This is a genomic window from Streptomyces daqingensis (assembly GCF_014645895.1).
Lineage (GTDB): Bacteria > Actinomycetota > Actinomycetes > Streptomycetales > Streptomycetaceae > Streptomyces > Streptomyces daqingensis.
The window spans coordinates 175,979-197,737 of sequence record NZ_BMMP01000012.1 but is presented as its reverse complement, the minus strand read 5'-3'; the positions used below and the strand labels follow the sequence as shown (position 1 = coordinate 197,737).

Annotated in this window: 18 protein-coding genes and 2 tRNA genes; 9 read left to right on the top strand and 11 right to left on the bottom strand. The window is 71.4% G+C overall.

Going from position 1 to position 21,759, the window contains the following annotated elements; translation table 11 throughout:
- The first annotated feature begins 30 nt into the window (after positions 1 to 30).
- The 4 genes from IEY56_RS19030 (at position 31) to IEY56_RS19015 (ending at position 6,345) form a co-directional block, all read left to right on the top strand.
- Positions 31 to 1,365: a deoxyguanosinetriphosphate triphosphohydrolase gene (locus tag IEY56_RS19030; RefSeq protein ID WP_189038429.1), complete on the top strand. Its 1,335-nt coding sequence runs from the start codon at positions 31 to 33 to the stop codon at positions 1,363 to 1,365.
- 172 nt (positions 1,366 to 1,537) lie between these two features.
- Positions 1,538 to 2,869, top strand: coding sequence for an NAD(P)/FAD-dependent oxidoreductase (locus IEY56_RS19025; RefSeq protein WP_189038428.1), 1,332 nt, complete (start codon positions 1,538 to 1,540; stop codon positions 2,867 to 2,869).
- Positions 2,870 to 2,968: 99 nt separating this feature from the next.
- Positions 2,969 to 4,894, top strand: coding sequence for a DNA primase (gene dnaG, locus IEY56_RS19020; protein ID WP_189038427.1), 1,926 nt, complete (start codon positions 2,969 to 2,971; stop codon positions 4,892 to 4,894).
- 173 nt (positions 4,895 to 5,067) lie between these two features.
- Positions 5,068 to 6,345, top strand: coding sequence for an RNA polymerase sigma factor (locus IEY56_RS19015; protein WP_373292128.1), 1,278 nt, complete (start codon positions 5,068 to 5,070; stop codon positions 6,343 to 6,345).
- A 109-nt stretch (positions 6,346 to 6,454) separates the two neighbouring features.
- On the opposite strand, the gene IEY56_RS19010 is transcribed toward IEY56_RS19015, so the two are convergent.
- The 3 genes from IEY56_RS19010 to IEY56_RS19000 all read right to left on the bottom strand — a co-directional run bounded on the left by IEY56_RS19010 (position 6,455) and on the right by IEY56_RS19000 (position 11,713).
- On the bottom strand, positions 6,455 to 8,377 hold the full coding sequence (locus IEY56_RS19010) for an ABC transporter ATP-binding protein (protein WP_189038426.1): 1,923 nt from the start codon (positions 8,375 to 8,377) through the stop codon (positions 6,455 to 6,457).
- On the bottom strand, positions 8,374 to 10,107 hold the full coding sequence (locus IEY56_RS19005) for an ABC transporter ATP-binding protein (RefSeq protein WP_189038425.1): 1,734 nt from the start codon (positions 10,105 to 10,107) through the stop codon (positions 8,374 to 8,376). Before IEY56_RS19005 ends, IEY56_RS19010 begins: the two co-directional genes overlap by 4 nt.
- A 199-nt stretch (positions 10,108 to 10,306) precedes the next feature.
- Complete coding sequence (locus tag IEY56_RS19000) at positions 10,307 to 11,713, bottom strand: FGGY family carbohydrate kinase (protein WP_189038424.1); 1,407 nt, start codon at positions 11,711 to 11,713, stop codon at positions 10,307 to 10,309.
- A 95-nt stretch (positions 11,714 to 11,808) separates the two neighbouring features.
- Between IEY56_RS19000 and IEY56_RS18995 the strand changes: the two genes are divergently transcribed.
- Positions 11,809 to 12,996 (top strand): MalY/PatB family protein, encoded by a 1,188-nt coding sequence (locus IEY56_RS18995; protein WP_189038423.1) that lies wholly within the window; start codon positions 11,809 to 11,811, stop codon positions 12,994 to 12,996.
- A 119-nt stretch (positions 12,997 to 13,115) separates the two neighbouring features.
- On the opposite strand, the gene IEY56_RS18990 is transcribed toward IEY56_RS18995, so the two are convergent.
- The 6 genes from IEY56_RS18990 to IEY56_RS18965 all read right to left on the bottom strand — a co-directional run bounded on the left by IEY56_RS18990 (position 13,116) and on the right by IEY56_RS18965 (position 16,351).
- Complete coding sequence (locus IEY56_RS18990) at positions 13,116 to 13,904, bottom strand: SAM-dependent methyltransferase (protein WP_189038422.1); 789 nt, start codon at positions 13,902 to 13,904, stop codon at positions 13,116 to 13,118.
- 347 nt (positions 13,905 to 14,251) lie between these two features.
- A complete protein-coding gene (locus tag IEY56_RS18985; protein ID WP_189038421.1) occupies positions 14,252 to 14,782 on the bottom strand; it encodes a hypothetical protein in 531 nt (176 codons plus the stop codon).
- A gap of 181 nt (positions 14,783 to 14,963) precedes the next feature.
- Complete coding sequence (locus IEY56_RS29100; protein ID WP_189038420.1) at positions 14,964 to 15,617, bottom strand: Clp protease N-terminal domain-containing protein; 654 nt, start codon at positions 15,615 to 15,617, stop codon at positions 14,964 to 14,966.
- 6 nt (positions 15,618 to 15,623) lie between these two features.
- Positions 15,624 to 15,848 carry a hypothetical protein gene (locus IEY56_RS18975; RefSeq protein WP_189038419.1) on the bottom strand — a complete coding sequence of 75 codons (225 nt, stop codon included), beginning with the start codon at positions 15,846 to 15,848 and terminating at the stop codon, positions 15,624 to 15,626.
- A gap of 168 nt (positions 15,849 to 16,016) precedes the next feature.
- Positions 16,017 to 16,090 (bottom strand) — tRNA-Ile (locus IEY56_RS18970).
- 188 nt (positions 16,091 to 16,278) lie between these two features.
- Positions 16,279 to 16,351, bottom strand: a tRNA-Asn gene (locus tag IEY56_RS18965).
- A 159-nt stretch (positions 16,352 to 16,510) separates the two neighbouring features.
- Between IEY56_RS18965 and IEY56_RS18960 the strand changes: the two genes are divergently transcribed.
- Positions 16,511 to 16,810, top strand: coding sequence for a YtxH domain-containing protein (locus tag IEY56_RS18960; protein WP_189038418.1), 300 nt, complete (start codon positions 16,511 to 16,513; stop codon positions 16,808 to 16,810).
- Positions 16,811 to 16,952: 142 nt separating this feature from the next.
- On the opposite strand, the gene ligD is transcribed toward IEY56_RS18960, so the two are convergent.
- Complete coding sequence (ligD, locus tag IEY56_RS18955; RefSeq protein WP_189038417.1) at positions 16,953 to 17,843, bottom strand: non-homologous end-joining DNA ligase; 891 nt, start codon at positions 17,841 to 17,843, stop codon at positions 16,953 to 16,955.
- A 30-nt stretch (positions 17,844 to 17,873) separates the two neighbouring features.
- On the opposite strand from ligD, the gene ku reads away from it, so the two are divergent.
- The 3 genes from ku (at position 17,874) to IEY56_RS18940 (ending at position 21,026) form a co-directional block, all read left to right on the top strand.
- The gene (ku, locus tag IEY56_RS18950) at positions 17,874 to 19,007 is read left to right on the top strand and encodes a non-homologous end joining protein Ku (RefSeq protein ID WP_189038416.1); all 1,134 of its coding nucleotides are present in this window, start codon (positions 17,874 to 17,876) and stop codon (positions 19,005 to 19,007) included.
- Positions 19,008 to 19,207: 200 nt separating this feature from the next.
- Positions 19,208 to 19,981 carry an IclR family transcriptional regulator gene (locus tag IEY56_RS18945; protein ID WP_189038415.1) on the top strand — a complete coding sequence of 258 codons (774 nt, stop codon included), beginning with the start codon at positions 19,208 to 19,210 and terminating at the stop codon, positions 19,979 to 19,981.
- 169 nt (positions 19,982 to 20,150) lie between these two features.
- Positions 20,151 to 21,026: an SMP-30/gluconolactonase/LRE family protein gene (locus IEY56_RS18940; RefSeq protein ID WP_373292127.1), complete on the top strand. Its 876-nt coding sequence runs from the start codon at positions 20,151 to 20,153 to the stop codon at positions 21,024 to 21,026.
- A 171-nt stretch (positions 21,027 to 21,197) separates the two neighbouring features.
- Here IEY56_RS18940 and IEY56_RS18935 read toward each other — a convergent pair whose 3' ends face one another.
- Positions 21,198 to 21,686, bottom strand: coding sequence for a MarR family winged helix-turn-helix transcriptional regulator (locus IEY56_RS18935; RefSeq protein ID WP_189038414.1), 489 nt, complete (start codon positions 21,684 to 21,686; stop codon positions 21,198 to 21,200).
- Positions 21,687 to 21,759 lie beyond the last annotated feature (73 nt).

Here is a 21,759-nt window from a genome sequence, read left to right as displayed (position 1 = left end):
ACAGCGCCCTGGTGCCGTTACGGTCGGCGTATGCACGGCACGTACGAAGCAGAAGCCCCCGGCGGCGGCACAGGCCCCTACACGATGTCCGACATCGAACGCTGGGCCCCGGAACCCGACAAGCGGCCTGGGCGCACCGCCTTCCAGCGTGACCGCGCACGGGTCCTGCACTCCGCCGCGCTGCGCCGGCTGGCGGGCAAGACCCAGGTGGTGGCCCCCGGGTCCAGCGCTCAGGCCTGGGACGCGAGCCCCCGCACCCGGCTCACCCACTCCCTCGAATGCGCCCAGGTGGGACGGGAGTTGGGAGCCGCCCTGGGGTGCGACCCCGACCTGGTGGAGACCGCGTGCCTGGCGCACGACCTGGGGCATCCGCCGTTCGGGCACAACGGCGAACGCGTGCTCAGCGAGATCGCCGAGCCGTGCGGAGGGTTCGAGGGCAACGCGCAGTCCCTGCGTCTGCTCGCACGGCTCGAACCCAAGCGTTTCCTGGAGGCCGGCCCAGGCTCCGAGAGCGATCCGGGAAGCAGCCCGCAGCCCGTCTCCGTGGGCCTCAACCTCACCCGGGCGGCACTGGACGCGGCGACGAAGTACCCGTGGACGCGCGGCGGCCACCCCACCGACTCCGCGTCGCCGAAGTTCGGCGTCTACCCGGACGACCTGCCTGTCTTCCAGTGGTTCCGCGAAGGCGCACCGGCGGAACGCAAGTGCTTCGAGGCGCAGGTCATGGACTGGTCGGACGACGTCGCGTACTCCGTACACGACGTGGAGGACGGACTGCACGCCGGTCACCTGGACCCGAACATGCTGCTCGCCGAGCCCGAGAGGCGCGAGGTCTTCGCCGTCGCGGCGACCCGCTACGCGCCCGACGCCGACCACGGTGAACTGGCCGAGGCCCTGGACCGGTTGCTGGAGCAGGAGTGGTGGCCGCACGGCTACGACGGATCGGCCGTCGCACAGGCCAGGCTCAAGGACGCGACGAGCCAGCTGATCGGCCGGTTCTGCCTCGCCGCGGAGGGCGCCACCCGGACCGCATACGGATCGGGGAGGCTGACCCGCTACGCCGCGGAACTCGTCGTCCCCCGTGCCGTCCGGCTGGAGTGCGCGGTGCTCAAGGCGGTCGCCGACTGCTACGTCCTGCAGCGCCCCGACCTGGAACGTCTGCGGGCCGACCAGCGCGTCGTGCTGAACGAACTCGCCACGGCACTGATCGCCCGTGCGCCCGACGGGCTCGACCCGCAGTTCCGTGCACTGTTCGGGGACGCCGACAGTGACACCGCACGTCTGCGCGTGGTCGTCGACCAGATCGCCGCACTGACCGATGTCTCGGCCCGTTCACTGCACGCGCGCCTGACCCGCGACCAGTAGAACCGGAGGCGCGGTCCCGGAGCGCTCCGCCTGAAGCGCGCACGGGCAGAAACGGCAGGTGCCTCCGGGTGCCGCGCCACGCCGCCGTCCGGGGGCCTCTTCCCGCTGCACCTCCGATGCGGGACGCTCACTCAGGACGTTATCTGTCGGGGGGTCAGCGAGGAGGATCCAAGTGGTCGACGCACACCGGACGTTCGTCATCGTCGGTGGAGGGCTTGCCGGTTCGAAGGCGGCTGCGGCCCTGCGAGCGGAAGGGTTCACCGGCCGGGTGATCCTGATCGGCGACGAGCGTGATCACCCCTACGAGCGTCCGCCGCTCTCGAAGGGCTATCTCACCGGTTCCGACGACCGGAACAGTGTCTTCGTACACGCTCCGGCCTGGTACGCGGGCGCGGACATCGAACTCCACCTCGGGCAGACAGTCGTCGGGCTCGACCGGGCCGGAAAGAGCCTGCGACTGGGCGACGGCACGCGCGTGCAGTACGACTCCCTGCTGCTCGCGACCGGCGCGGAGCCCCGCCGGCTGGAGGTACCGGGCACCGGCCTCGCCGGCGTCCACCACCTGCGCAGGCTCGCCCACGCGGACCGGCTCCGGGGGAGGCTCGCTGCGCTCGGACAGGAGAACGGCCACCTCGTCATCGCCGGAGCCGGGTGGGTCGGGCTCGAAGTCGCCGCGGCCGCACGTTCGTACGGCGCCGAGGTCACCGTCGTCGAACCGGAGGCAACGCCGCTGCACAGTGCCGTCGGCCCCGAGATGGGCGCGGTCTTCGCCGACCTGCACCAGGAGCACGGCGTGCGGTTCCACTTCGGCGCCCGGCTCACGGAGATCGTCGGACAGGACGGCATGGTGCACAGCGTGCGGACGGACGACGCCGACGAGCACCCCGCACACGACGTGCTGGCCGCTGTCGGTGCCGCGCCGCGCACCGCCCTCGCGGAGTCGGCGGGGCTGGAGCTGGCGCCGGGCCCGGGCGGGGGCATCGCCGTGGACGCGGCGCTGCGCACCTCCGACCCCGACATCTACGCCGCCGGCGACGTCGCCGCGGTGACGTACGAGTCGGCCGCCTGGGCCGCTGCCACGCTCGCGGGCGGAGAGGACGGCGCGGCGGGGCAGAGGCCGCTGCGGGTCGAGCACTGGGCGAACGCCCTCAACAGCGGTCCCGCCGCCGCTCGTTCGATGCTCGGCGGGGACGTCAACTACGACCGCGTGCCCTACTTCTTCTCCGACCAGTACGACGTGGGCATGGAGTACTCCGGTTACGCGCCTCCCGGCACGTACGACCAGGTGGTGTGCCGGGGAGACATGGCGAAGCGGGAGTTCGTCGCGTTCTGGCTGCGGGACGGCCGCGTGCTGGCCGGCATGAACGTCAACATCTGGGACGTCGCCGCTCCGCTGCAGGAGCTGATCCGCTCGGACCTGCGCGTCGACCCGGAGGCCCTCGCCGACCCGGCCGTGCCGCTGTCCTCGCTCACCGGCTCGGCCGAAGGCGCCGGGAAGCCCTGAGCCCGCGGTTGTGCGCATGGCGTCCCCCGCCGGACGCGGCCGGCTCCGCGACGGCTCCCGCCGCGGACCGGTGTCGGCCGCCGGCCGTACAATTCCCTGGTGGCCGGAAGGATCAATGACGACGACGTGAGGGCGGTTCGGGACGCGGTCCCGATCGACGCCGTCGTCTCCGAATACCTTCAGCTGCGCCCCGCCGGCGGTGGCAACCTCAAGGGCCTGTGCCCTTTTCACGACGAGAAGTCGCCCTCGTTCCACGTGAGTTCGAGCAAGGGCGTCTTCCACTGCTTCGGCTGCCAGGAAGGCGGGGACACCCTCGACTTCGTGATGAAGGTCGACCACCTCTCCTTCTCCGAGGCCGTCGAGCGGCTGGCGGCCCAGGCCGGCATCACCCTGCGGTACGAGGAGGGCGGGTACGGGCGGGCCTCTCAGCAGGGAGAGCGCACCCGCCTGGTCGAGGCGCACAAGGTCGCCGCCCAGTTCTACGCGGAGCAACTGCAGGGCGCGGAGGCGGAGATCGGCCGCCGGTTCCTCGACGAACGCGGGTTCGGCCCGGAGGCGGCCGAGCACTTCGGCGTCGGATACTCGCCGGCCGGCTGGGACCACTTGGTGCGCTTCCTGCGCGGCAAGGGCTTCTCCGACAAGGAGCTGATCCTCTCCGGGCTGGCCCAGGAGGCCCGCAACGGCCGCCCCATCGACCGGTTCCGCGGCAGGCTGATGTGGCCCATCAGGGACATCACCGGCGACGTCGTCGGGTTCGGCGCCCGCAAGCTGCGGGAGGACGACAACGGTCCCAAGTACCTCAACACCCCCGAGACGCCGATCTACCACAAGTCGCAGGTCCTCTACGGCATCGACCTCGCGAAGAGGGACATCGCCAAGGGCAACCGCGCCGTCGTCGTCGAGGGCTACACGGACGTCATGGCCTGCCATCTGGCGGGGGTCACCACGGCCGTCGCCACCAGCGGCACGTCCTTCGGCGAGGGGCACATCAAGATCCTCCGGCGGCTGCTGATGGACAACTCGCAGTCGGAGGTCGTCTTCACCTTCGACGGTGACGCGGCGGGGCAGAAGGCCGCTCTGCGCGCCTTCGAGGACGACCAGAAGTTCGCGGCCCGCACGTCCATCGCGATCACGCCAGAGGGCATGGACCCGTGCGAGCTGCGGCTCGCGGAGGGCGACGAGGCGGTCGCCAAGGTCGTCGAGAGCCGCTCGCCGCTCTTCGAGTTCGCCATCCGCTCCATCGTCGACCAGCACAACCTCGACACGGCGGAAGGCCGCTCGGCGGCGCTCGAACAGGCCGCGCCCGTCGTCGCGCAGATCAAGGACCCCTCGATCCAGCACGAGTACGCGGTGCGCCTCGCGGGCCTGATCGGCATCCTGGACACGCAGTTCGTGGTGCGCCGCCTCGGGCAGCTCGCCCGCCGCCGGCAGGCCGCGCCCGCCTCCCGGGGACGCGGCTCCCAGGCGCCGGCAGCCGCTCAGTCGTCCGGCGCGGCTCCGTCCGAGGCCGCCGGCCGCCCCCATGGGCCCGGCGGGCCCGCCCTCAACCTGCGCAGCCCGGCACACCGCGTGGAGCGTGAGCTGCTCAAACTCGCCCTGCAGCGACCGGAGCTGGTGGCTCCCGCGTTCGACGCCTACGGCGCCGACGAGTTCACGGCCCCCCCGTACGCGGTCGTCCGCAGGGCCGTCGAGGCAGCCGGCGGAGTGAGCAGCGCGGACGCCGAGTTCATCGGCCGGGTACGGTCCGCCGCCCCCGACGACGCCGTGCGCTCCCTCGTCAACGAGCTCGTCGTGGAGCCGCTGCGCAGCGCACGCGGACGCGACCCGGACGAGCTGTACGCGGGAATGCAGCTCGTCGCCGTCCGTCTCGCCGCGGTCAACTCCCGTATCGCCGACCTGGAGAGCACCGCCCGCCGCCTGGAGGCGCAGCGGGACGACGAGCGTGCCGTGTCGGTACGGCAGGAGATCTGGACTCTCCAGCAGTACGGGCGGGCCCTGCGGGAGCGCGGCGCCGCAGCCCTCTGAGGAGCCCGCCGAAGCCCGCTGAACAGGCACGCGGCAGCACTACGGGGAATCGGCGGAGGGGCTTCGGGAGCACCGCGGTGTAGCGGTGCGTATGCGCCAGGTCACCCTCCATCTCAGAAACTGGGCGCACGACCCTCGTGGGGGAAGTGTGTCGTACCCCACACTGGTGTGCGGTGCCTGAGTCCTCGGAGCGGGGCGGCGTCGCGGCCGGAGGGCCGGAGTCCCCCGCGGATCCGCACAGCATGTACGCCGCCCCCCGACCGGCAGCGAGCACACTGGAGGTCGCCCCCGTGCAGACCCGGACCCTGACCAGCGCGGCTCCCCCCGCCCCGACGATCGCGGAAGTCGCCCCCGTGGCGCCTGCGGGGGCCGCGCCCGCAGGGGCGCTTCCACCGCTGCTGCCCGACGGCCCCGCACCGTCCGAACCTCGGCCGCCGGCCTTGGACCCGGACGGGCCCGACGCCGAAGCGCCGCCTGTACGTGCGTCCCGGGAGGGCGGGACGGACCGGGCGAAACCCGCCAGGCAGGAGACGGGCAGCGGCCCTTCGGCCGATCTCTTCCGGCAGTACCTGCGCGAGATCGGGCGCATTCCGCTCCTGACCGCGGCCGAGGAGGTCGACCTCGCACGCCGCGTCGAGGCGGGCCTCTTCGCGGAGGAGAAGCTCGCGAACACCGCTGCCATCGACACCGAACTCGCCCACGAACTCGACCAGTTGGTCGTCATGGGCAGGATCGCCAAGCGCCGCCTCATCGAGGCGAACCTCCGCCTCGTCGTCTCCGTCGCGAAACGCTACGTCGGCCGCGGGCTGACCATGCTCGACCTGGTCCAGGAGGGCAACCTCGGACTGATACGGGCGGTGGAGAAGTTCGACTACGCCCGCGGGTACAAGTTCTCCACCTACGCGACCTGGTGGATCCGCCAGGCGATGTCCCGCGCCCTCGCCGACCAGGCCCGGACGATACGGGTGCCCGTGCACGTCGTCGAGCTGATCAACCGGGTCGTACGCGTCCAGCGGCGCCTGCTGCAGGAGCGGGGGTACGAGCCGGCTCACGAGGAGGTCGCCGCGCAGCTCGACCTCACGGAGGAGCGCGTCAGCGAGGTACTGCGCCTCGCCCAGGAACCGGTGTCCCTGCACGCGCCCGTCGGGGACGAGGAGGACGTCAACCTCGGCGACCTCATCGAGGACGGCGACGCGCCCTCACCGGTGGAGTCGGCCGCGTTCCTGCTGCTGCGGGAGCACTTGGAAGCCGTCCTGTCCACGCTGGGAGAGCGCGAACGCAAGGTCGTCCAGCTGCGCTACGGGCTCGTCGACGGACGTCCGCGGACGCTGGAGGAGATCGGCACCCTCTTCAACGTGACCCGCGAGCGCATCCGGCAGATCGAGTCCAAGACCCTCGGCAAGCTCCGCGACCACGCCTTCGCCGACCAGCTGCGCGGCTACCTCGACTGACCGGCGGCGCCACGGAGACGGCGGCGAAGACGCGGCAGAGACGGCGGCAGAGACGGCGGCCGGGGGTCTGTCGGACAGGCCCCCGGTCACGTCCTGAAGAGCCCACCCCTCAGTCCACCTCCACGGCCGCCGCCGCGAACTGCGACGTGTACAGGCGGGCGTAGGCGCCGTCCGCCTCCAACAGTTCGCTGTGCGAGCCCTGCTCCACGATGGAGCCCTCCTCCATCACGAGGATCACGTCGGCGTCCCTCACGGTGGAGAGCCGGTGCGCGATGACGAAGCTGGTACGGCCGTGCGACAGCCGCGCCATCGCCTTCTGTATGAGGACCTCCGTGCGGGTGTCGACGGAGCTGGTCGCCTCGTCGAGCACGAGGATGACCGGGTCCGAGAGGAACGCCCGCGCGATGGTGAGCAGTTGCTTCTCACCGGCGCTCACACCCGTACCGTCCTCGTCGAGCACTGTGTCGTAGCCGTCCGGCAGCGTGCGGATGAACCGGTCGGCGTGTGCGGCCCGCGCGGCCTCCTCGATCTGCGCGCGTGTCGCGTCCTGCGCCCCGTAGGCGATGTTCTCGGCGATGGTGCCGCCGAAGAGCCACGTGTCCTGCAGCACCATCCCGATGTGGGAGCGGAGCTCCTCGCGGTCCATGGCCGCCATGTCGGTGCCGTCGAGCAGTATCCGGCCGCCGCGGGTCTCGTAGAACCGCAGCAGCAGGTTGACCAGGGTGGTCTTGCCCGCGCCCGTCGGCCCCACGATCGCGACCGTGCGGCCCGGTTCGACTGCCAGCGAAAGGTTCTCGATCAGGGGACGGTCCGGTTCGTAACGGAAGCAGACCTCCTCGAACTCCACGCGCCCGTGCACCGGCTGGGGCCGCTGCGGGTTCTCCGGCTCCGGCGACTGCTCCTCGGCGTCCAGGATCTCGAAGACGCGCTCCGCGGAGGCGACTCCCGACTGCACCAGGTTCGCCATGGAGGCGACCTGCGTGAGGGGCTGCGAGAACTGCCGCGAGTACTGCACGAAAGCCTGCACGTCGCCGATGGACAGGGCTCCCGAAGCGACCCGCAGTCCGCCGACGACCGCCACCAGCACGTAGTTGATGTTCGCGATGAACATCATGGCGGGCTGCATGATCCCGCTGACGAACTGCGCCTTGAAGCCCGCGCGGCACAGTGCCTCGTTGTGCTCGCGGAACGTCTCCGCGGACTCCTTCTGCCGCCCGAAGACCTTCACCAGGGCGTGTCCCGTGTACATCTCCTCGATGTGCGCGTTCAGCCGGCCCGTCGACGCCCACTGCTCGACGAACTCCGGCTGCGCCCGCTTGCCCAGCCGGGTGGCGACCGTCAGGGACACCGGGACGGTCACCATCGCGACCAGAGCCAGCAGCGGCGAGATCCAGAACATCATCACCAGGACACCGGCGATGGTGAGCAGCGAGTTGATGATCTGCCCCAATGTCTGCTGCAGGGTCTGCCCGACGTTGTCGATGTCGTTCGTGACCCGGCTGAGCACCTCGCCGCGCGTCTGCTTGTCGAAGTACGACAGCGGCAGCCGCGCGAGTTTCGCCTCCACCTGCTCCCGCAGCCGGAAGACTGTCTGGTTGATCGCCCGGACGGACAGACGGCCGCTCAGGAGCATCATGAGACCCGCGAGCGCGTAGATCACGAGGACGACGGCGAGCACCCGCGCGACCGCACCGAAGTCGATGCCCTGACCGGGGGTGAAGTGCATGCCGGAGAGCATGTCGGCGACCTTCCCGTCGCCCTCGGCGCGCATCCGCTCGAGGACCTGCTCCCTGGTCGCGCCGTCCGGGAGCTCCTTGCCGACGAAGCCGGCGAAGATCAGGTCGGTCGCATGCCCCAGTATCTTCGGCCCGAGCACGCTCATGCTGACGCTGACCATGACGAGCAGGCCCATGCCCGCGAGCGTCAACCGCTCCGGGGCGAACTGCCGGAGCAGCCGCTTCGCCGATCCCTTGAAGTCCGTGGAGCGCTGCGGCGGAGCGCCGCCGCCGAGAATCCGCGCCGGCCCGCTCACGCTGCCTCCTGCTCGGTCAGCTGGGAGAGCACGATCTCCCGGTAGGTCTCGTTCCCGGCCATCAGCTCCTCGTGCCGGCCCGCTCCCACGACGCGGCCCTCCTCCAGCACGACGATCCGGTCGGCGTCGCGGATGGTGGACACCCGCTGGGCGACGATGACGACTGTCGCGTCCGCCGTCGTACGGGCGAGCGCCGCCCGCAGCGCCGCGTCCGTCGCGTAGTCGAGCGCGGAGAACGAGTCGTCGAAGAGGTAGACCGCCGGACGGTGCACCAGCACCCTCGCTATGGCGAGCCGTTGCCGCTGCCCGCCGGAGACGTTGTTGCCGCCCTGGCCTATCTCAGCCTCCAGCCCGCCCTCCATGGCGGCCACGAACTCCCGTGCCTGCGCCGTCTCCAGAGCCTCCCAGAGCTCGTCGTCCGTCGCGTCCGGCCGCCCGTAGCGGAGGTTCGAGGCCACGGTGCCGGAGAACAGGTACGGCTGCTGCGGTACCAGTCCCACCGTCCGTGCCACGAGCTGCGGATCGAGCTCCCGCACGTCCTTCCCGCCGAGCAGGACGCTGCCCTCCGTGGTGTCGAACAGCCGGGGCACCAGGCCGATCAGCGTCGACTTCCCGCTGCCCGTCGAACCGATCACGGCAGTCGTCTCACCGGGACGGGCCAGCAGATCGATGTCCCGCAGCACGGGAGCCTCCGCGCCCGGATAGCGGAATCCGGCACCCCGCAGCTCCAGCGTCGCGGGGCCGTGCAGCGTCAGCACCGGGCGCGCGGGCGGTACGACGCTGGAGTCGGTGTCCAGCACCTCGGTGATGCGCTCGGCGCACACCTCAGCACGTGGCACGAGCATGAACATGAAGGTGGCCATCATCACGGACATCACGATCTGCATCAGATACGCGAGGAAGGCCGTCAGCGCGCCGATCTGCATCTCCCCGTCGTCCACCCGGTGCGCCCCGAACCACACCACGACGACGCTGGAGGCGTTCACCACGGTCATGACGGTGGGGAACATCAGCGCCATCAGCCGTCCGCTGCGCAACTGCACGTCCGTCAGCGCGGAGTTGTGCTCGGAGAAACGCCGCTGCTCGTACTCGTCCCTGACGAAGGCGCGGATGACGCGGGTGCCGGTGATCTGCTCCCGCAGCACCCTGTTCACGCCGTCGAGCCGTTCCTGCATCGTCCGGAACAGAGGCCGCATCCGGCGCACGATCAGGCCGACGGAGACCGCGAGGACGGGGACGACCCCAAGCAGCACGGACGAGAGCGGTACGTCCAGTCCGAGCGCCATGACCAGCCCGCCGACGCACATGATCGGTGCCGAGACCATCAGCGTGAAGGTCATCAGCACCAGCGTCTGCACCTGCTGGACGTCGTTCGTCGTGCGCGTGATCAGCGACGGCGCCCCGAACCGGGCGAGTTCGCGCGCGGAGAACGTCTGCACCCGGCCGAAGACCGTCGCCCGCATGTCCCTGCCGAGCGCCGCGGCGGTCCGTGCGCCGATCAGGACGGCGCCTATGTTGCACCCGATCTGCGCGACGGAGACGGCGGCCATCACGCCGCCGACCCGGAGGATGTAGCCGGTGTCCCCGCGCACGACACCGTTGTCGATGACGTCGGCGTTGAGCGTGGGCAGGTAGAGCGTGGCGGACGTCTGCACCAGCTGCAGCAGGACGAGCAGGAGCGCCGCCCGTCTGTACGGGCGCACGTGGTCGCGGAGCAGACGGATCAGCACATTGGTCCCCGTGGTGGAAAAGATGAGCGAAAGCGGTCTCGTCCATCTTCGGCCAGCTAACGGGCCGGTGACGTCAACTCCCGGCAACAACTCCCGGCAGAGAGGCCTTGATCGCTCTGGGCTGAACAACTGCCCGCCCGTCAAACGCCTGTGCCGCGCGCAGCACCCGTGCCCGCCCGCGCAGCGCGTCGGCGCCCGGTCAGTGCTTGAAGGCCCCCGGGTGCGTCTCTTCCCGCACGGCCACGTACTGCTGGCGCACCGCCTGCCCGGCGGCGAACTCCTCGCCCGCGTCGAAGACCTGGCACTCGGCGGCAGGCCAGCGCGGCGGCTGCCCCGTGCCGCTCAGCGCCCAGGCCGCCTGCCGGGCGGCGCCCGTGGCGGTGTAGTCGGCGGGCCTCGGCACGACGACCTGCGCCCCGAACAGCGCGGGTGCGACCGCCTGCACCGCGGGAAGGCCCGCGGCCTGCCCCAGCAGGAACAGCCGCCGCACCTGCACGCCCCGCCCGCGCAGTACGTCGAGGGCGTCGGCGAGGCCGCACAGCATCCCCTCGACAGCCGCCCGGGCCATGTGCTCCGGCTTCATGCTCTCGCGTCTCAGCCCGTGCAGGGAGCCGGCCGTGTGCGGGAGGTCCGGGGTGTGCTCACCCTCCAGGTACGGCAGCAGCACCAGCCCGTACGCGCCGGGGGAGGACTTCAGGGCCAGGTCGGAGAGCCCGTCGAGGTCGGTGCCGAGCAGCTCGGCGGTGCCGCGGAGCACGCGCGTCGCGTTGAGCGTCCGGACGGCCGGCAGATGCATGCCGGTGGCGTCCGCGTACGAGGTGATCGTGCCCGTCGGGTCGGCGAGCGCCTCGTGGTGGACGGCGAAGACGGAACCGGACGCGCCGAGGGAGATCACGGCGTCGCCGAGGCCGAGGCCCAGGCCGAACGCGGCGGCCATCGTCTCGCCCGTCCCGGCGGAGATCAGCAGCCCCTCCGGCGTGCGCCCCGCGGGCTCCGCCGGGGCCAGGACGTCGGGCATCGCCGCCTGGTGCCCGAGCGCCAGCTCCACGAGGTCGGGCCGGTACATCTCCAGCGACGCCGACCAGTAGCCCGTGCCGGAGGCGTCGCCCCGGTCGGTGGTACGGCGCAGGGGACGGCCCAGCAGCTGCCACACCAGCCAGTCGTGCGGCTGGAGCACGCCGGCCACCCTGGCGGCGTTGTCGGGCTCGTTCCGGGCGAGCCAGCGCAGCTTGGAGACGGGGTGGGCGGCCTGGGGGACCGCGCCGACGGCCTGCGCCCACGCCTCCCGTCCGCCCAGCGCGTCGACGAGGTCGGCCGCGGCGGGCTGGACCCGCCTGTCGTTGCCCAGCAGCGCCGGACGCAGGGCCACCCCGGCGGAGTCGGTCACGATCAGGCCCTGCTGCTGCGCGGCCACCCCGATCGCCTCGACGTCCGCGAACTGACCGCCGCTGGCCGCACGGCCCAGCGACATCAGCCACGACTGCGGGTCCTCTCGCGGGTCGGGGTGCTCGGCGTAGCCGTGCCTGACGACGGCACCGGAGTCCGTGTCGCAGACGACGATGCGTGTGTACTCCGCTGAGCTTTCCAGACCGGCGACTATCCCCATGGAGCGGAATGATGCCCTACCCGCCCCGCGAGTGGCCCGCCCCCCTCTGCACCGCGTCCCTCGCGGTCTGATGCGGCGGCGCGTGACGGCCTAGCGTGGTCCGGGTGGACACATATACGAGCAACCCGCTGAAGCAGTGTTCCCTGGACGAGCTGCGACGCCGTACGAGCGCGAAGTGGCGCGTCCACCCCGGTGACGTGCTGCCTCTGTGGATCGCGGAGATGGACGTGCAGCTGGCCGGGCCCGTCGTCGAGGCGCTGCGCACCGCGATCGAGGCGGGCGACACCGGTTACGCGATGGGGGAGGACTACGTCGCGGCCCTGGACGCGTTCGCCGCGGAGCGCTGGGGCTGGCGCGTTCACTCCGAGCGTGCGGCGATCGTGCCCGACGTGATGATGGGCGTCGTCGAGGTGCTGAAGCTGATCACCTCGCCGGGCGACGCGGTCGTGGTCAACCCGCCCGTCTACCCGCCCTTCTACCAGTTCGTCTCCCACATGGGCCGCCGCGTCGTGGAGGCGCCGCTCGACGAGGAGGGCCGCCTCGACCCGGACACGCTGGCCTCGGCGTTCCGCACCGCCACCGCGCCCGGCCCGTCCGGGGAGCCGCGGGGTGAGGACCGCCGCGCCGCCTACCTGCTGTGCAGTCCCCACAACCCCACGGGCACCGTCCACACGGCCGGGGAGCTGGCCGCCGCGACGGAGCTGGCGGCGCAATGGGGTGTGCGTGTCGTCGCCGACGAGATCCACGCCCCCCTGGTGCTGTCCGGCGCCCGGCACGTGCCGTACCTGTCGCTGCCGGGTACGGAGCGTGCCTTCTCCCTGATGTCGGCGTCGAAGGCGTGGAACCTGGCCGGACTGAAGGCAGCGGTGGCCGTCGCGGGCAGTGAGTCGGCGGCGGAGCTGAAACTGATGCCGGAGGAGGTCAGCCACGGCCCGAGCCACCTCGGCGTGATCGGTCACGTCGCGGGCCTGCGGCACGGGACCGGCTGGCTGGACGCGCTGCTGGCCGGGCTGGACGAGAACAGGAAGCTGCTCGACCGGCTGTTGCGGGAGCACCTTCCGGACGTGCGCTACAGGCAGCAGCAGGGCACGTTCCTCGCCTGGCTCGACTGCCGCGCGCTGGGCCTCGCCGATCCCGCCGCCGCGTTCCTGGAGCGGGGCGGCGTCGCCCTGGTGCCCGGGCCCGCCTTCGGAACGGGCGGCGAGGGCTTCGTACGGCTCAACACGGCGACGTCACCGGAGATCCTCGAAGAGGCGGTGCGGCGGATGGCGTCCGCCGTCTGACTTCCCCGCATTCCCGTTCGTCCGCCTCCCGGCCCGGCCTGCCTGCCGCTCCGCCGGCCCGTCACCGGTCGTTCCGTGGTGCGGGCCGCGCGGACGCGGCGGCAGTTGCGGCGGAGGGGTCAGGCGGGCTTGCGGGCGACGCCCGCGTAACCCGGGGCGCTCGGTTCGTCTGCCTCAGAACGCCACTCGCCGATGGGGACCAGGCCGGGGTCGATCAGCTCCAGCCCGTCGAAGAAGAGGGCGATCTCGCTCTTGGGCCGCATCTGCAGGGGAGTGCCCTCCGCCCGGTAGATCTCCTCGACCTTCTTCATCGAGGGGTCCAGCTCCGCGCTGCCGTAGGTGAGCACCAGGAAGCTGCCGGGCGCGAGCCTGCCGACCATCGAGCGGACGAGTTCGTACGGCCCGTACTCGTCGGGGATGAAGTGGAGCAGCGCGTTGAGGGAGAGCGCGACGGGCTGGTCCAGGTCGAGGGTGTCCCGTACGTTCCGGGTCTCCAGGACGTCGTCGTGGCGGACGTCCGCCTGCACGTACGTCGTGCGGCCCTCGGGGGTGCCTGCCAGGAGTGCGTCGGCGTACTCGAGGACCACCGGGTCGTGGTCGACGTAGACCACGCGGCAGTGCGGGTCGACGCCCTGCGCGACCTGATGCAGGTTCGGCTCGGTGGGGATGCCGGAGCCGATGTCGATGAACTGGCGGATCCCGTGCTCCCCGGCGAGGCACTTGGTGACCCGGTGCATGAAGCTGCGGTTGCCCCGGGCGCTCGACTTGGCGGTGGGCATGACCTTGAGCACCTTCTCGGCGGCCTCCTGGTCCACCGGGTACCAGTCCTTGCCGCCGAGGTAGTAGTCGTACATCCGGGCGGAGTGCGGCCTGCTGGTGTCTATCTCGGTGGTTCCCTCGGCGGTCATCGCGCCACCTCGGAGGAGTGGGGAGCTGCGGGGACCGGCGGGAGCGAGCTGAGGCCCGGGCTGTACACGGGCGACCTCCAGGGGCGGGCGAAGTGCGCACTGACGGACGGGAATCGTACGGTCTTCGAGGGCAACTGCGTTGTGCTGCCGTCAAGTTGAAACTATCAGGCGGTGCGGTGGAGATCACACGACGTGACGTCCCGGCCACGGGCGGACGTGCGCCGGACGTGCACCGGGCCGACCGCGCGGGGCTGCTCCGCGCGGTCGGCCGCGACACGCCGAGGCTCCCCGCGCGGCGTCGGCGCCCGCGCGGGGAGCCTCAGCCCCCTGCCGTCAGTCCCGCAGGGTCAGCAACGCTTCGACGAGGCCGCGTTGTTGGGAGTCGGGTCCCCCGCCTTGCGCACGGAGCCCACGGCCGCGGTGCACTCCTGCACGGTGGCCGTGCCGTACGACCAGAACTCCTGCTTGGTGGTGTCCGTCCACGCCTTGCGGCCGAGGACCTTGTCCTGCGAGTAGCTGTAGACGCCGGTGGTCACGTCGTAGTCCCCGGCCGTGCCGTGGAAGCTGTCCCACACCCAGACGTAGCCGTAGTTCTCCTGGCACTCCGGCGAGTAGAACTGCTTGACCGAGGCGATCGTGGTGCCGTTCCGCTTGACGTACCCAGTGGTGCCGATCTGGTACGCGTCGTCGCAGACCCCGGCGGCCTCGGCGGCCTTGCTCGACGGATTGCCCTTCGCCGAGGGCGCGGTGGACTTCGAGACGCTCCGCTCCGACGGCTTCGGAGCCGGCCCGCTGCCCGCGTAGGCGGCCCCCGCGGGGAGCACCACCGCGGCGCAAGTCAGCGCGGCGATCAGAGATTTGGCATGGCGAATGCGCATTTTTCCCCCTCATGGTCAGAAAGCATGACTGCCGAATCTTGCGGCTCTTGCCCGTATAGTTCCGGCGTCCAAGAAGACACGCGTCTGCGCTGAGAGGTTGTACGGGGAAGTGGACGTTTCTGACGAGGTGTCCGGTTCGAGGGCCAACGCGCCCCGACCGCCCAGGATTTGCTGCGCCGTCTCAGGCTGCCGGACGCAGGTCCGCCACCACGAGGTCCCGCATGTCGCCCGGGGAGACGCCGAGTTGCTGGAAGAGGCCGGCCGAGATTTTGTCGTCCCCGCGCAGCAGGGCGAGCACGATGTGCTCGACGCCGATGTGCCTGTCCTTGCGGGCGATCGCCTCGCGCAGCGACAACTCCAGTGCTTTTTTGGCCCGTTGGGTGAAGCGGAGGTGCCCCGACGGCGTCTCGGCCTCCGAGGGCACCCCGAGGCTTCCCTTGCTCCGGGGGAGCAGGAGACGCAGGAAACGCGGCCGCCTGCGGCCCACGTCACTACCCGGCTGCGGCCGGGGCGCGTCCAACGCTCCGTCGCCGAAGGCGTTCTCGGCCCGCCGCCGGATCTCGTCCAGGTCGATGCCGAGCGCCTTGAGCGCCTCGGCGTCCTCGGGGCCCAGCGAGCCGCTGTCGCTGCTGACCACGTTCGCGACCGCGGCGCGGCAGTTTCCGGCGGTGACTCCGAGTCGTACCAGGGTCGCGGCGCCGGGCGCCTCCGCGTGGCGTGCCACAGCGGCGAGCAGCAGATGCTCCGTGCCCACCCAGTCGTGGCCCAGGCTCCGGGCTTCCTCCTGCGCCCCGACGACGACCAGCCGGGCCGGCTTCGTGAATCGCTCGAACATCCTCGCCTACCTCCTCGCGTGCTTCTTGTGTACGGCCTGCCTGCTCACACCGAGGGCCGCCCCGATCTCGTCCCAGGACCATCCCTGCGCGCGGGCGCTGTCGACCTGCAGCGCCTCCAGGCGCTCGGTCAGCCGCCGCAGCGCGGCGACGGCTCTGAGTCCCACACGGGGGTCGCTGTCGAGAGCGGCCTCGGCGGTGTCCACTGCTTCTCGTGCGTCCGATGCGGCCATGTTGTCAACTTAGGATGACAAGCGGATCCTGTCAACCAACATTGACAGGCGGAGTGAGGTGGCCCGGGGGTGGGCAAAAAAAGAGGCCACAGGACGCTGGTTGCGCCTGTGGCCGGCCCGCGACGGGCCTGTTCGCCGGCGGTCGGACTGCCGGACCGCTGTGCACGGTGGGGCGGGTGGGACTCGAACCCACGGCCGACGGATTATGAGTCCGTTGCTCTAACCGGCTGAGCTACCGCCCCGTACGACGGGCAACGTACATCTGTGCGCGCCGCGTCTGCCGCAGCATAGCTGCTCATACGATCTCCCGCCCGTGCCGGGTGGAGACGTACGGGATGGAGGACTCCGAGTACGGGGTGCTCGGTTCCCACACTTCCCAACAGACTTGTCCGGCAAAGGAAAAGAGCCCCCTCAGGGGCTCTTTCAGGTGCTCCCGCGACTGGACTCGAACCAGTAACCTGCCGGTTAACAGCCGGCTGCTCTGCCGATTGAGCTACACGGGACTGCTCTGCTCGGACGCGCCCACATGGAGTCGGCGGCGTTCCCTCGCTGCGGGCAATACATTAGCGCATGCCAGGGGGTACTCCGAAATCGGTATCGGTGCGGCCCCGTCCCCACCGAGAAGCCGAACGATCCGAGAGAACCGAGAGAAGGGTGGAGCCATGCGGTATCGGCTCACGTTCGTCGCCGGAGTGGCCGTCGGGTACGTGTTCGGCACCCGTGCCGGGCGTGAACGCTACGAACGTCTCCGGCAGTCCGCGCAGCGGTTCGCCGAGAACCCCGCCGTGCGCAACGCCACCGAGAGTGCCGCGCAGTCCGGCCGGGAGGCCGCATCGAAGGCGGCCGGCCTGGTCACCGAGAAGATCGGGCACCGGCTGCCCGAGTCGGTGAACGACAGGGTGCGCGCGCTGCGCGACCACAGGACGCCGATGGACGACGGCTGGGGCACCAGCAACTCGTAGTCCAACGTGCTCCGGCGCGGTGTCCGCGGCGGTGTGCGGCCGGATCCGCTCCGGCCGCACACCGCCGTTCTCGTGTGCGGCGGCGTGCGTCTCCGTACGGGACGGCAGCTGCCCCGCCCCGGCTGACGGACCTGCCGCCGGATCAGGTGCCGGGAAGCGGGCGTGCGAGGCCGGGGTCGAGCAGCGGCTCCAGCAGGTCTCCGGTGTGCCGCACCCGGTCGGGGAACCCCGGCGCGGAGAAGACCAGCTCGTCGGGGTGGCGGGCGGCGACGAGCTCGTCCCAGGTGAGAGGGGCGGAGACGCTGGGCTGCTGCTTCGCGCGGAGGGTGTAGGGCGCGGCGGTGGTCTTGGCGGCCGCGTTCTGCGAGTGGTCGACGAAGACCTTTCCGGGGCGCAGGGCCTTGGCCATCCTGCTGAGCGCGAGGTCCGGCATCTCCCTCTCCGCCTCCTGTGCCGTCCTCTTCGCGTAGGCGGAGACCGCCGAGGAGGGCGTGACCTCGATCGGGGCGAGCAGGTGCAGCCCCTTGCCCCCGGAGGTCTTCGGGAGCAGGGTGATGTCGTCGGCCGCGAGACGTTCGCGCAGCCACAGCGCCACGGTCCGGCACTCGAGAACTCCGGCGCCGGGGCCCGGGTCGAGATCGAAGACGAGACGGTCCGCGTGCACCTCGTGCTCGACGCGCCACTGCGGAGTGTGCAGCTCCAGTGCGGCGAGGTTGGCCGCCCAGACGAGAGTGGCGAGGTCGTGGATCAGCACCTGCCGCAGCGGGGTGCTGCTGACCTCGGTGATCTCGTGGACGGTCACCCAGTCGGGGGCGCCGGGCGGCACATTCTTGGCGAAGAAGGCGGTGGAGTCGACGCCGTCCGGATAGCGCAGGAAGGAGATCGGGCGACCGCGGAGATGCGGCAGCAGCACCTCGGCGACGCTCACGTAGTAGTGCAGAGCTTCACCCTTGGTGAACCCGGTGGCCGGATACAGCACCTTGTCGAGATTGCTGAGGGCCAGACGGCGGCCCTCGACCTCCGTGAACGGCATACCCTGAGAGTCCCATAGAAGGGACGAACCATGCGATCCATCTGGAAAGGGTCCATTTCCTTCGGGCTGGTCTCCATACCCATCAAGGTGGTTTCGGCCACCGAGAGCCACAGCGTCTCCTTCCACCAGGTGCACACGGCCGACGGCGGACGCATCCGCTACCGGAAGGTGTGCGAGCTGGAGGAGAAGGAGGTTCCGCGTGAGGAGATCGGCAAGGGATTCGAGACCGGGGACGGTACGACCGTCCAGCTCACGGACGCGGACCTCTCCGCCCTGCCGCTGCCCACCGCGAAGACGGTGGAGATCCTGGGCTTCGTCCCGGCCGAGGACATCGATCCGATCCAGCTGGACCGCTCGTACTACCTGGCGGGCGACGGCAGGTCCGCCGCCAAGCCGTACGCGCTGCTGCGGGAGGCGCTGAAGCGCTCCGGGAAGGTGGCGGTCGGGAAGCTGGCCATGCGGGGGCGGGAGAGCCTGGGGCTGCTGCGGGTCTACGAGGACGTCCTCGCCCTCCACACCATGCTCTGGCCGGAGGAGATCCGGTCCGCGAGCGGTGTCGCGCCCGAGGAGGACGTCGCGATCCGGGACGCGGAGCTGGACCTCGCGGACACCCTGATGGAGACGCTCGGGGAGCTGGACTGGTCGGAGCTGCACGACGAGTACAGGGAGGCCGTCGAGCAGCTCGTGACGGCCAAGATGGAGGGCGTCGACACGTCCGGCGCCGGGAGGGAAGCGGCGGCCGCCACCGGGAAGGGCCAGGTCGTGGACCTCATGGCCGTACTGGAGAGCAGTGTGCAGGCGGCACGGGAGTCCCGCGGGGAAGAGGGCGCGCCCGCCGCGGAGGACGCGACGGTGCACCAGCTGCGGGGCGGGAAGAAGACGGCGCAGAAGACCAAGCCCGGTGCAGCGAAGAAGGCTTCGGGTGCGGGGGCGAAGTCCGCGGGCGGCGGTGGCCGGGCCGCGGCGAAGAAGACGGCCGCGAAGCCGGGTGCCAAGAAGGCGGCCGCGGAGAAGAAGAGCACCGCGAAGACCGCTGCGAGGAAGAGCTCAGGGGGCGGGAAGACGGCCGCGGCGAAGAAGTCCGCCGCGAAGAAGACGGCGCAGAAGACGGCAGCGCAGAAGACCGCGGCCAAGAAGACCGCCCGCCCCCGCAAGACCGCGTAAGCCTGCCTTCCGGATCTCCGCGGGTCCGGCGCCCGTGCACACGGCGCACTGCCCGGGCCGGTGCCGGGCATTGTCGACGGGGCGACCCCGTGGCTAGGCTGTTCGCCATACCGACCAAGTGCCGGTATTTCGAACCATTGGCGTCCGCGCAGTCCCGAGTCCGGTGCAGCGTGTCGCGGCGAGTGAGGGGAGGGGCGGGGATGGGCCGACTCGTACCGGCCGTGACCAGGGCCTTGGACATCCTGGAGCTCTTCCTCGAGACCGACGGGACCCTCTCCGCACCCGAGATCACCCGCAGGCTGGGGCTGCCCCGCACCACTGTGCACGAGCTCGTGACCACGCTCACCGCGCGCAACTATCTGGTGCAGCCCGCCGACCAGCCCGGCCGCTACCGGCTGGGCGTCCGCGGCTACCAGCTCGGAAGCCGTTACGCCGAGCAGCTCGACCTTGCCGCGGAGGGGCGCCAGGTGGCGCGAGGCATCGCGGAGACCTGCGACGAGACCGTCCACGTGGCCGTCCTCGAGGGCCGGGACGTGATCTACATCGCCAAGGTCGACAGCACGCACGCGGTGCGCATGGTCTCCGCGACCGGGCGCCGGCTGCCCGCGCACTGCACGTCCGTCGGGAAGATGCTGCTCGCCTCGCTGAGCGAGGACGAGCTGGAGGCCAGGCTCGGCGGTCCGGAGCCCCTCGCGGCCCTGACGCCGCACTCGATCACCTCACCCGACGTGCTGCGTGCCGAGCTCGGTGAGATCCGCGGGCGGGGCGTCGCGGTGGAGGAGCGCGAGTCGAACCCGGACGTGAGCTGCGTCGCCGCGCCGGTACGCGACTCCTCGGGGGAGGTGGTCGCCGCGCTCAGCGTCTCGGTGCCCATGATCCGGTGGAGTGAGGAGCGGCGGGCCGGGCTCGAGGCGCTGGTGGTCAAGGGAGCGGCCGACCTGTCGGACAGGCTCGGGCACCGCCGGAGGCCGTGACATGGCCGCGCGTCCGGAGGGTCGTCCGTACATGCGGGGCGTCCGGGGCTGGCCGCGGGGAGCGCCGGCGCCCCTGGTCCGGCGGGGACGGCGGGGGCCACGACGAGGAGTGCGCGACCGGGCGGCGGTGCTGACCGCGCGGCGCGATACGTGACGAGATGAGGCGGGAGTGAGCGGTGTGCTGAGGGCGGAAGTGGCCGTAGCGGCCGGGGCCCGGCTCGGCGAGGGCCCCACGTGGGACGGCGGCAGGCAGGCGCTGGTCTGGGTGGACATCCTCAACTCCCGCGTCCACACCCACGATCCGTCCACCGGCGTCCGAACGGTCATGGACACCGGCCAGCACGTGGGCGCGGCGAAGCCCAGGGAGGGCGGCGGTCTCGTCGTCAACCTGCGGGACGGCGTGGGGCTCTACGGCGCAGACGGGGCCTTCTCGTGGCTGCACCGGGAAGCGGTGCCCGGCCGCCGCGGCAACGACGCGGCCGTCGCCCCGGACGGCGCGTTGTGGGCAGGGACGATGGCCTACGACGAGCGTTCCGGCGGCGGCGACCTCAAGCGCCTCACGGGCGCCGGGGCGGCGGCGACGGTGCTGCCGGAGGTGACGGTCAGCAACGGAATCGGCTGGAGCCCCGACGGGCGGTTCATGTACTACAACGACACGCCGACCCGCCGCATCGACGTCTTCGACGTGCCCTCTCCGGAGGACGGAGACGGCGCCGCGGTGTCGGGCCGCAGGCCGCTGGCGGAGATCGAGGAGGGCGCCGGCTTCCCGGACGGCCTGACCGTGGACGCCGACGGCTGCGTGTGGGTCGCGCTCTGGGACGGTGCCGCCCTCCGCCGCTATACGCCGGACGGCAGGCTGGACCTCACTGTGCCCGTGCCGGTGCCCCGTCCGACTGCCTGCGCCTTCGGCGGGGCGGAGCTGCGGGACCTGTACGTCACCACCGCGAGCGTCGGCACGGACGTTTCCGCTCATCCGCTGGCCGGTTCCGTGCTGGTGCTGCCGGACGCGGGGCAGGGACTCCCGCAGCCCGCCTTCGCCGGCTGACCTGGGAGGTTCCCGCCCGCGGCGGCCCGCACCGGCAAGCGGCGTCCCGCACCGTCACAGCGTGCCTCCGCGCATCACGCCGTCACGCACCCACACCGTCACGCACCCGCGCCAGCGGTGCACCACGCCGCCAGGTCCCGCGCTGTCAGCGTGCCTCGCGGCCGCTCACGTTCACCTCGCGTCTTCCGGCGGCTCCTCACCGAGCATGCGCTGCAACAGGTCGCGCAGGACTGTCCGTTCGTCGGGCGTCAGCCCCGCCAGCGGCTCTCGCGCGAAGCCGAGCCCCGCACGCAGCCGCGACGCGGTCTCGGCGCCCTCGTCCGTCGCGGCTGCCAGCTTCACCCGCCGGTCCGCGGGGTCTGCCCGGCGTTCCACGAGGCCGCGTGACTCCAGGCGGTCCACGATCCCCGTCACGTTCGACGGCTCGCACTTGAGCTTGCGCGCGACCTTGCGCATCGGGGACGGCTCCTGCGCCAGCAGCGCCAGTACGCGGGCCTGAGCGCCGGTCAACGAGTGGTCGGCGGCGACGAGTTCGTACTCGGCGTGGTAGCGGGCGACGACCGTGCCGATCAGGTCGACCACCTCGCGGGTCACGGGATCGGGGTCGGGTTCTGATTCGCGGGTACCCCGGGAGGGGCCGGTGGAAGAGCGGGTCGCCATGTGCCGAGTCTAGCGCCTTGCTTGACAACATGAAATATCAAGGAACACTATTGTTTCAGCACCTGAAGCACTT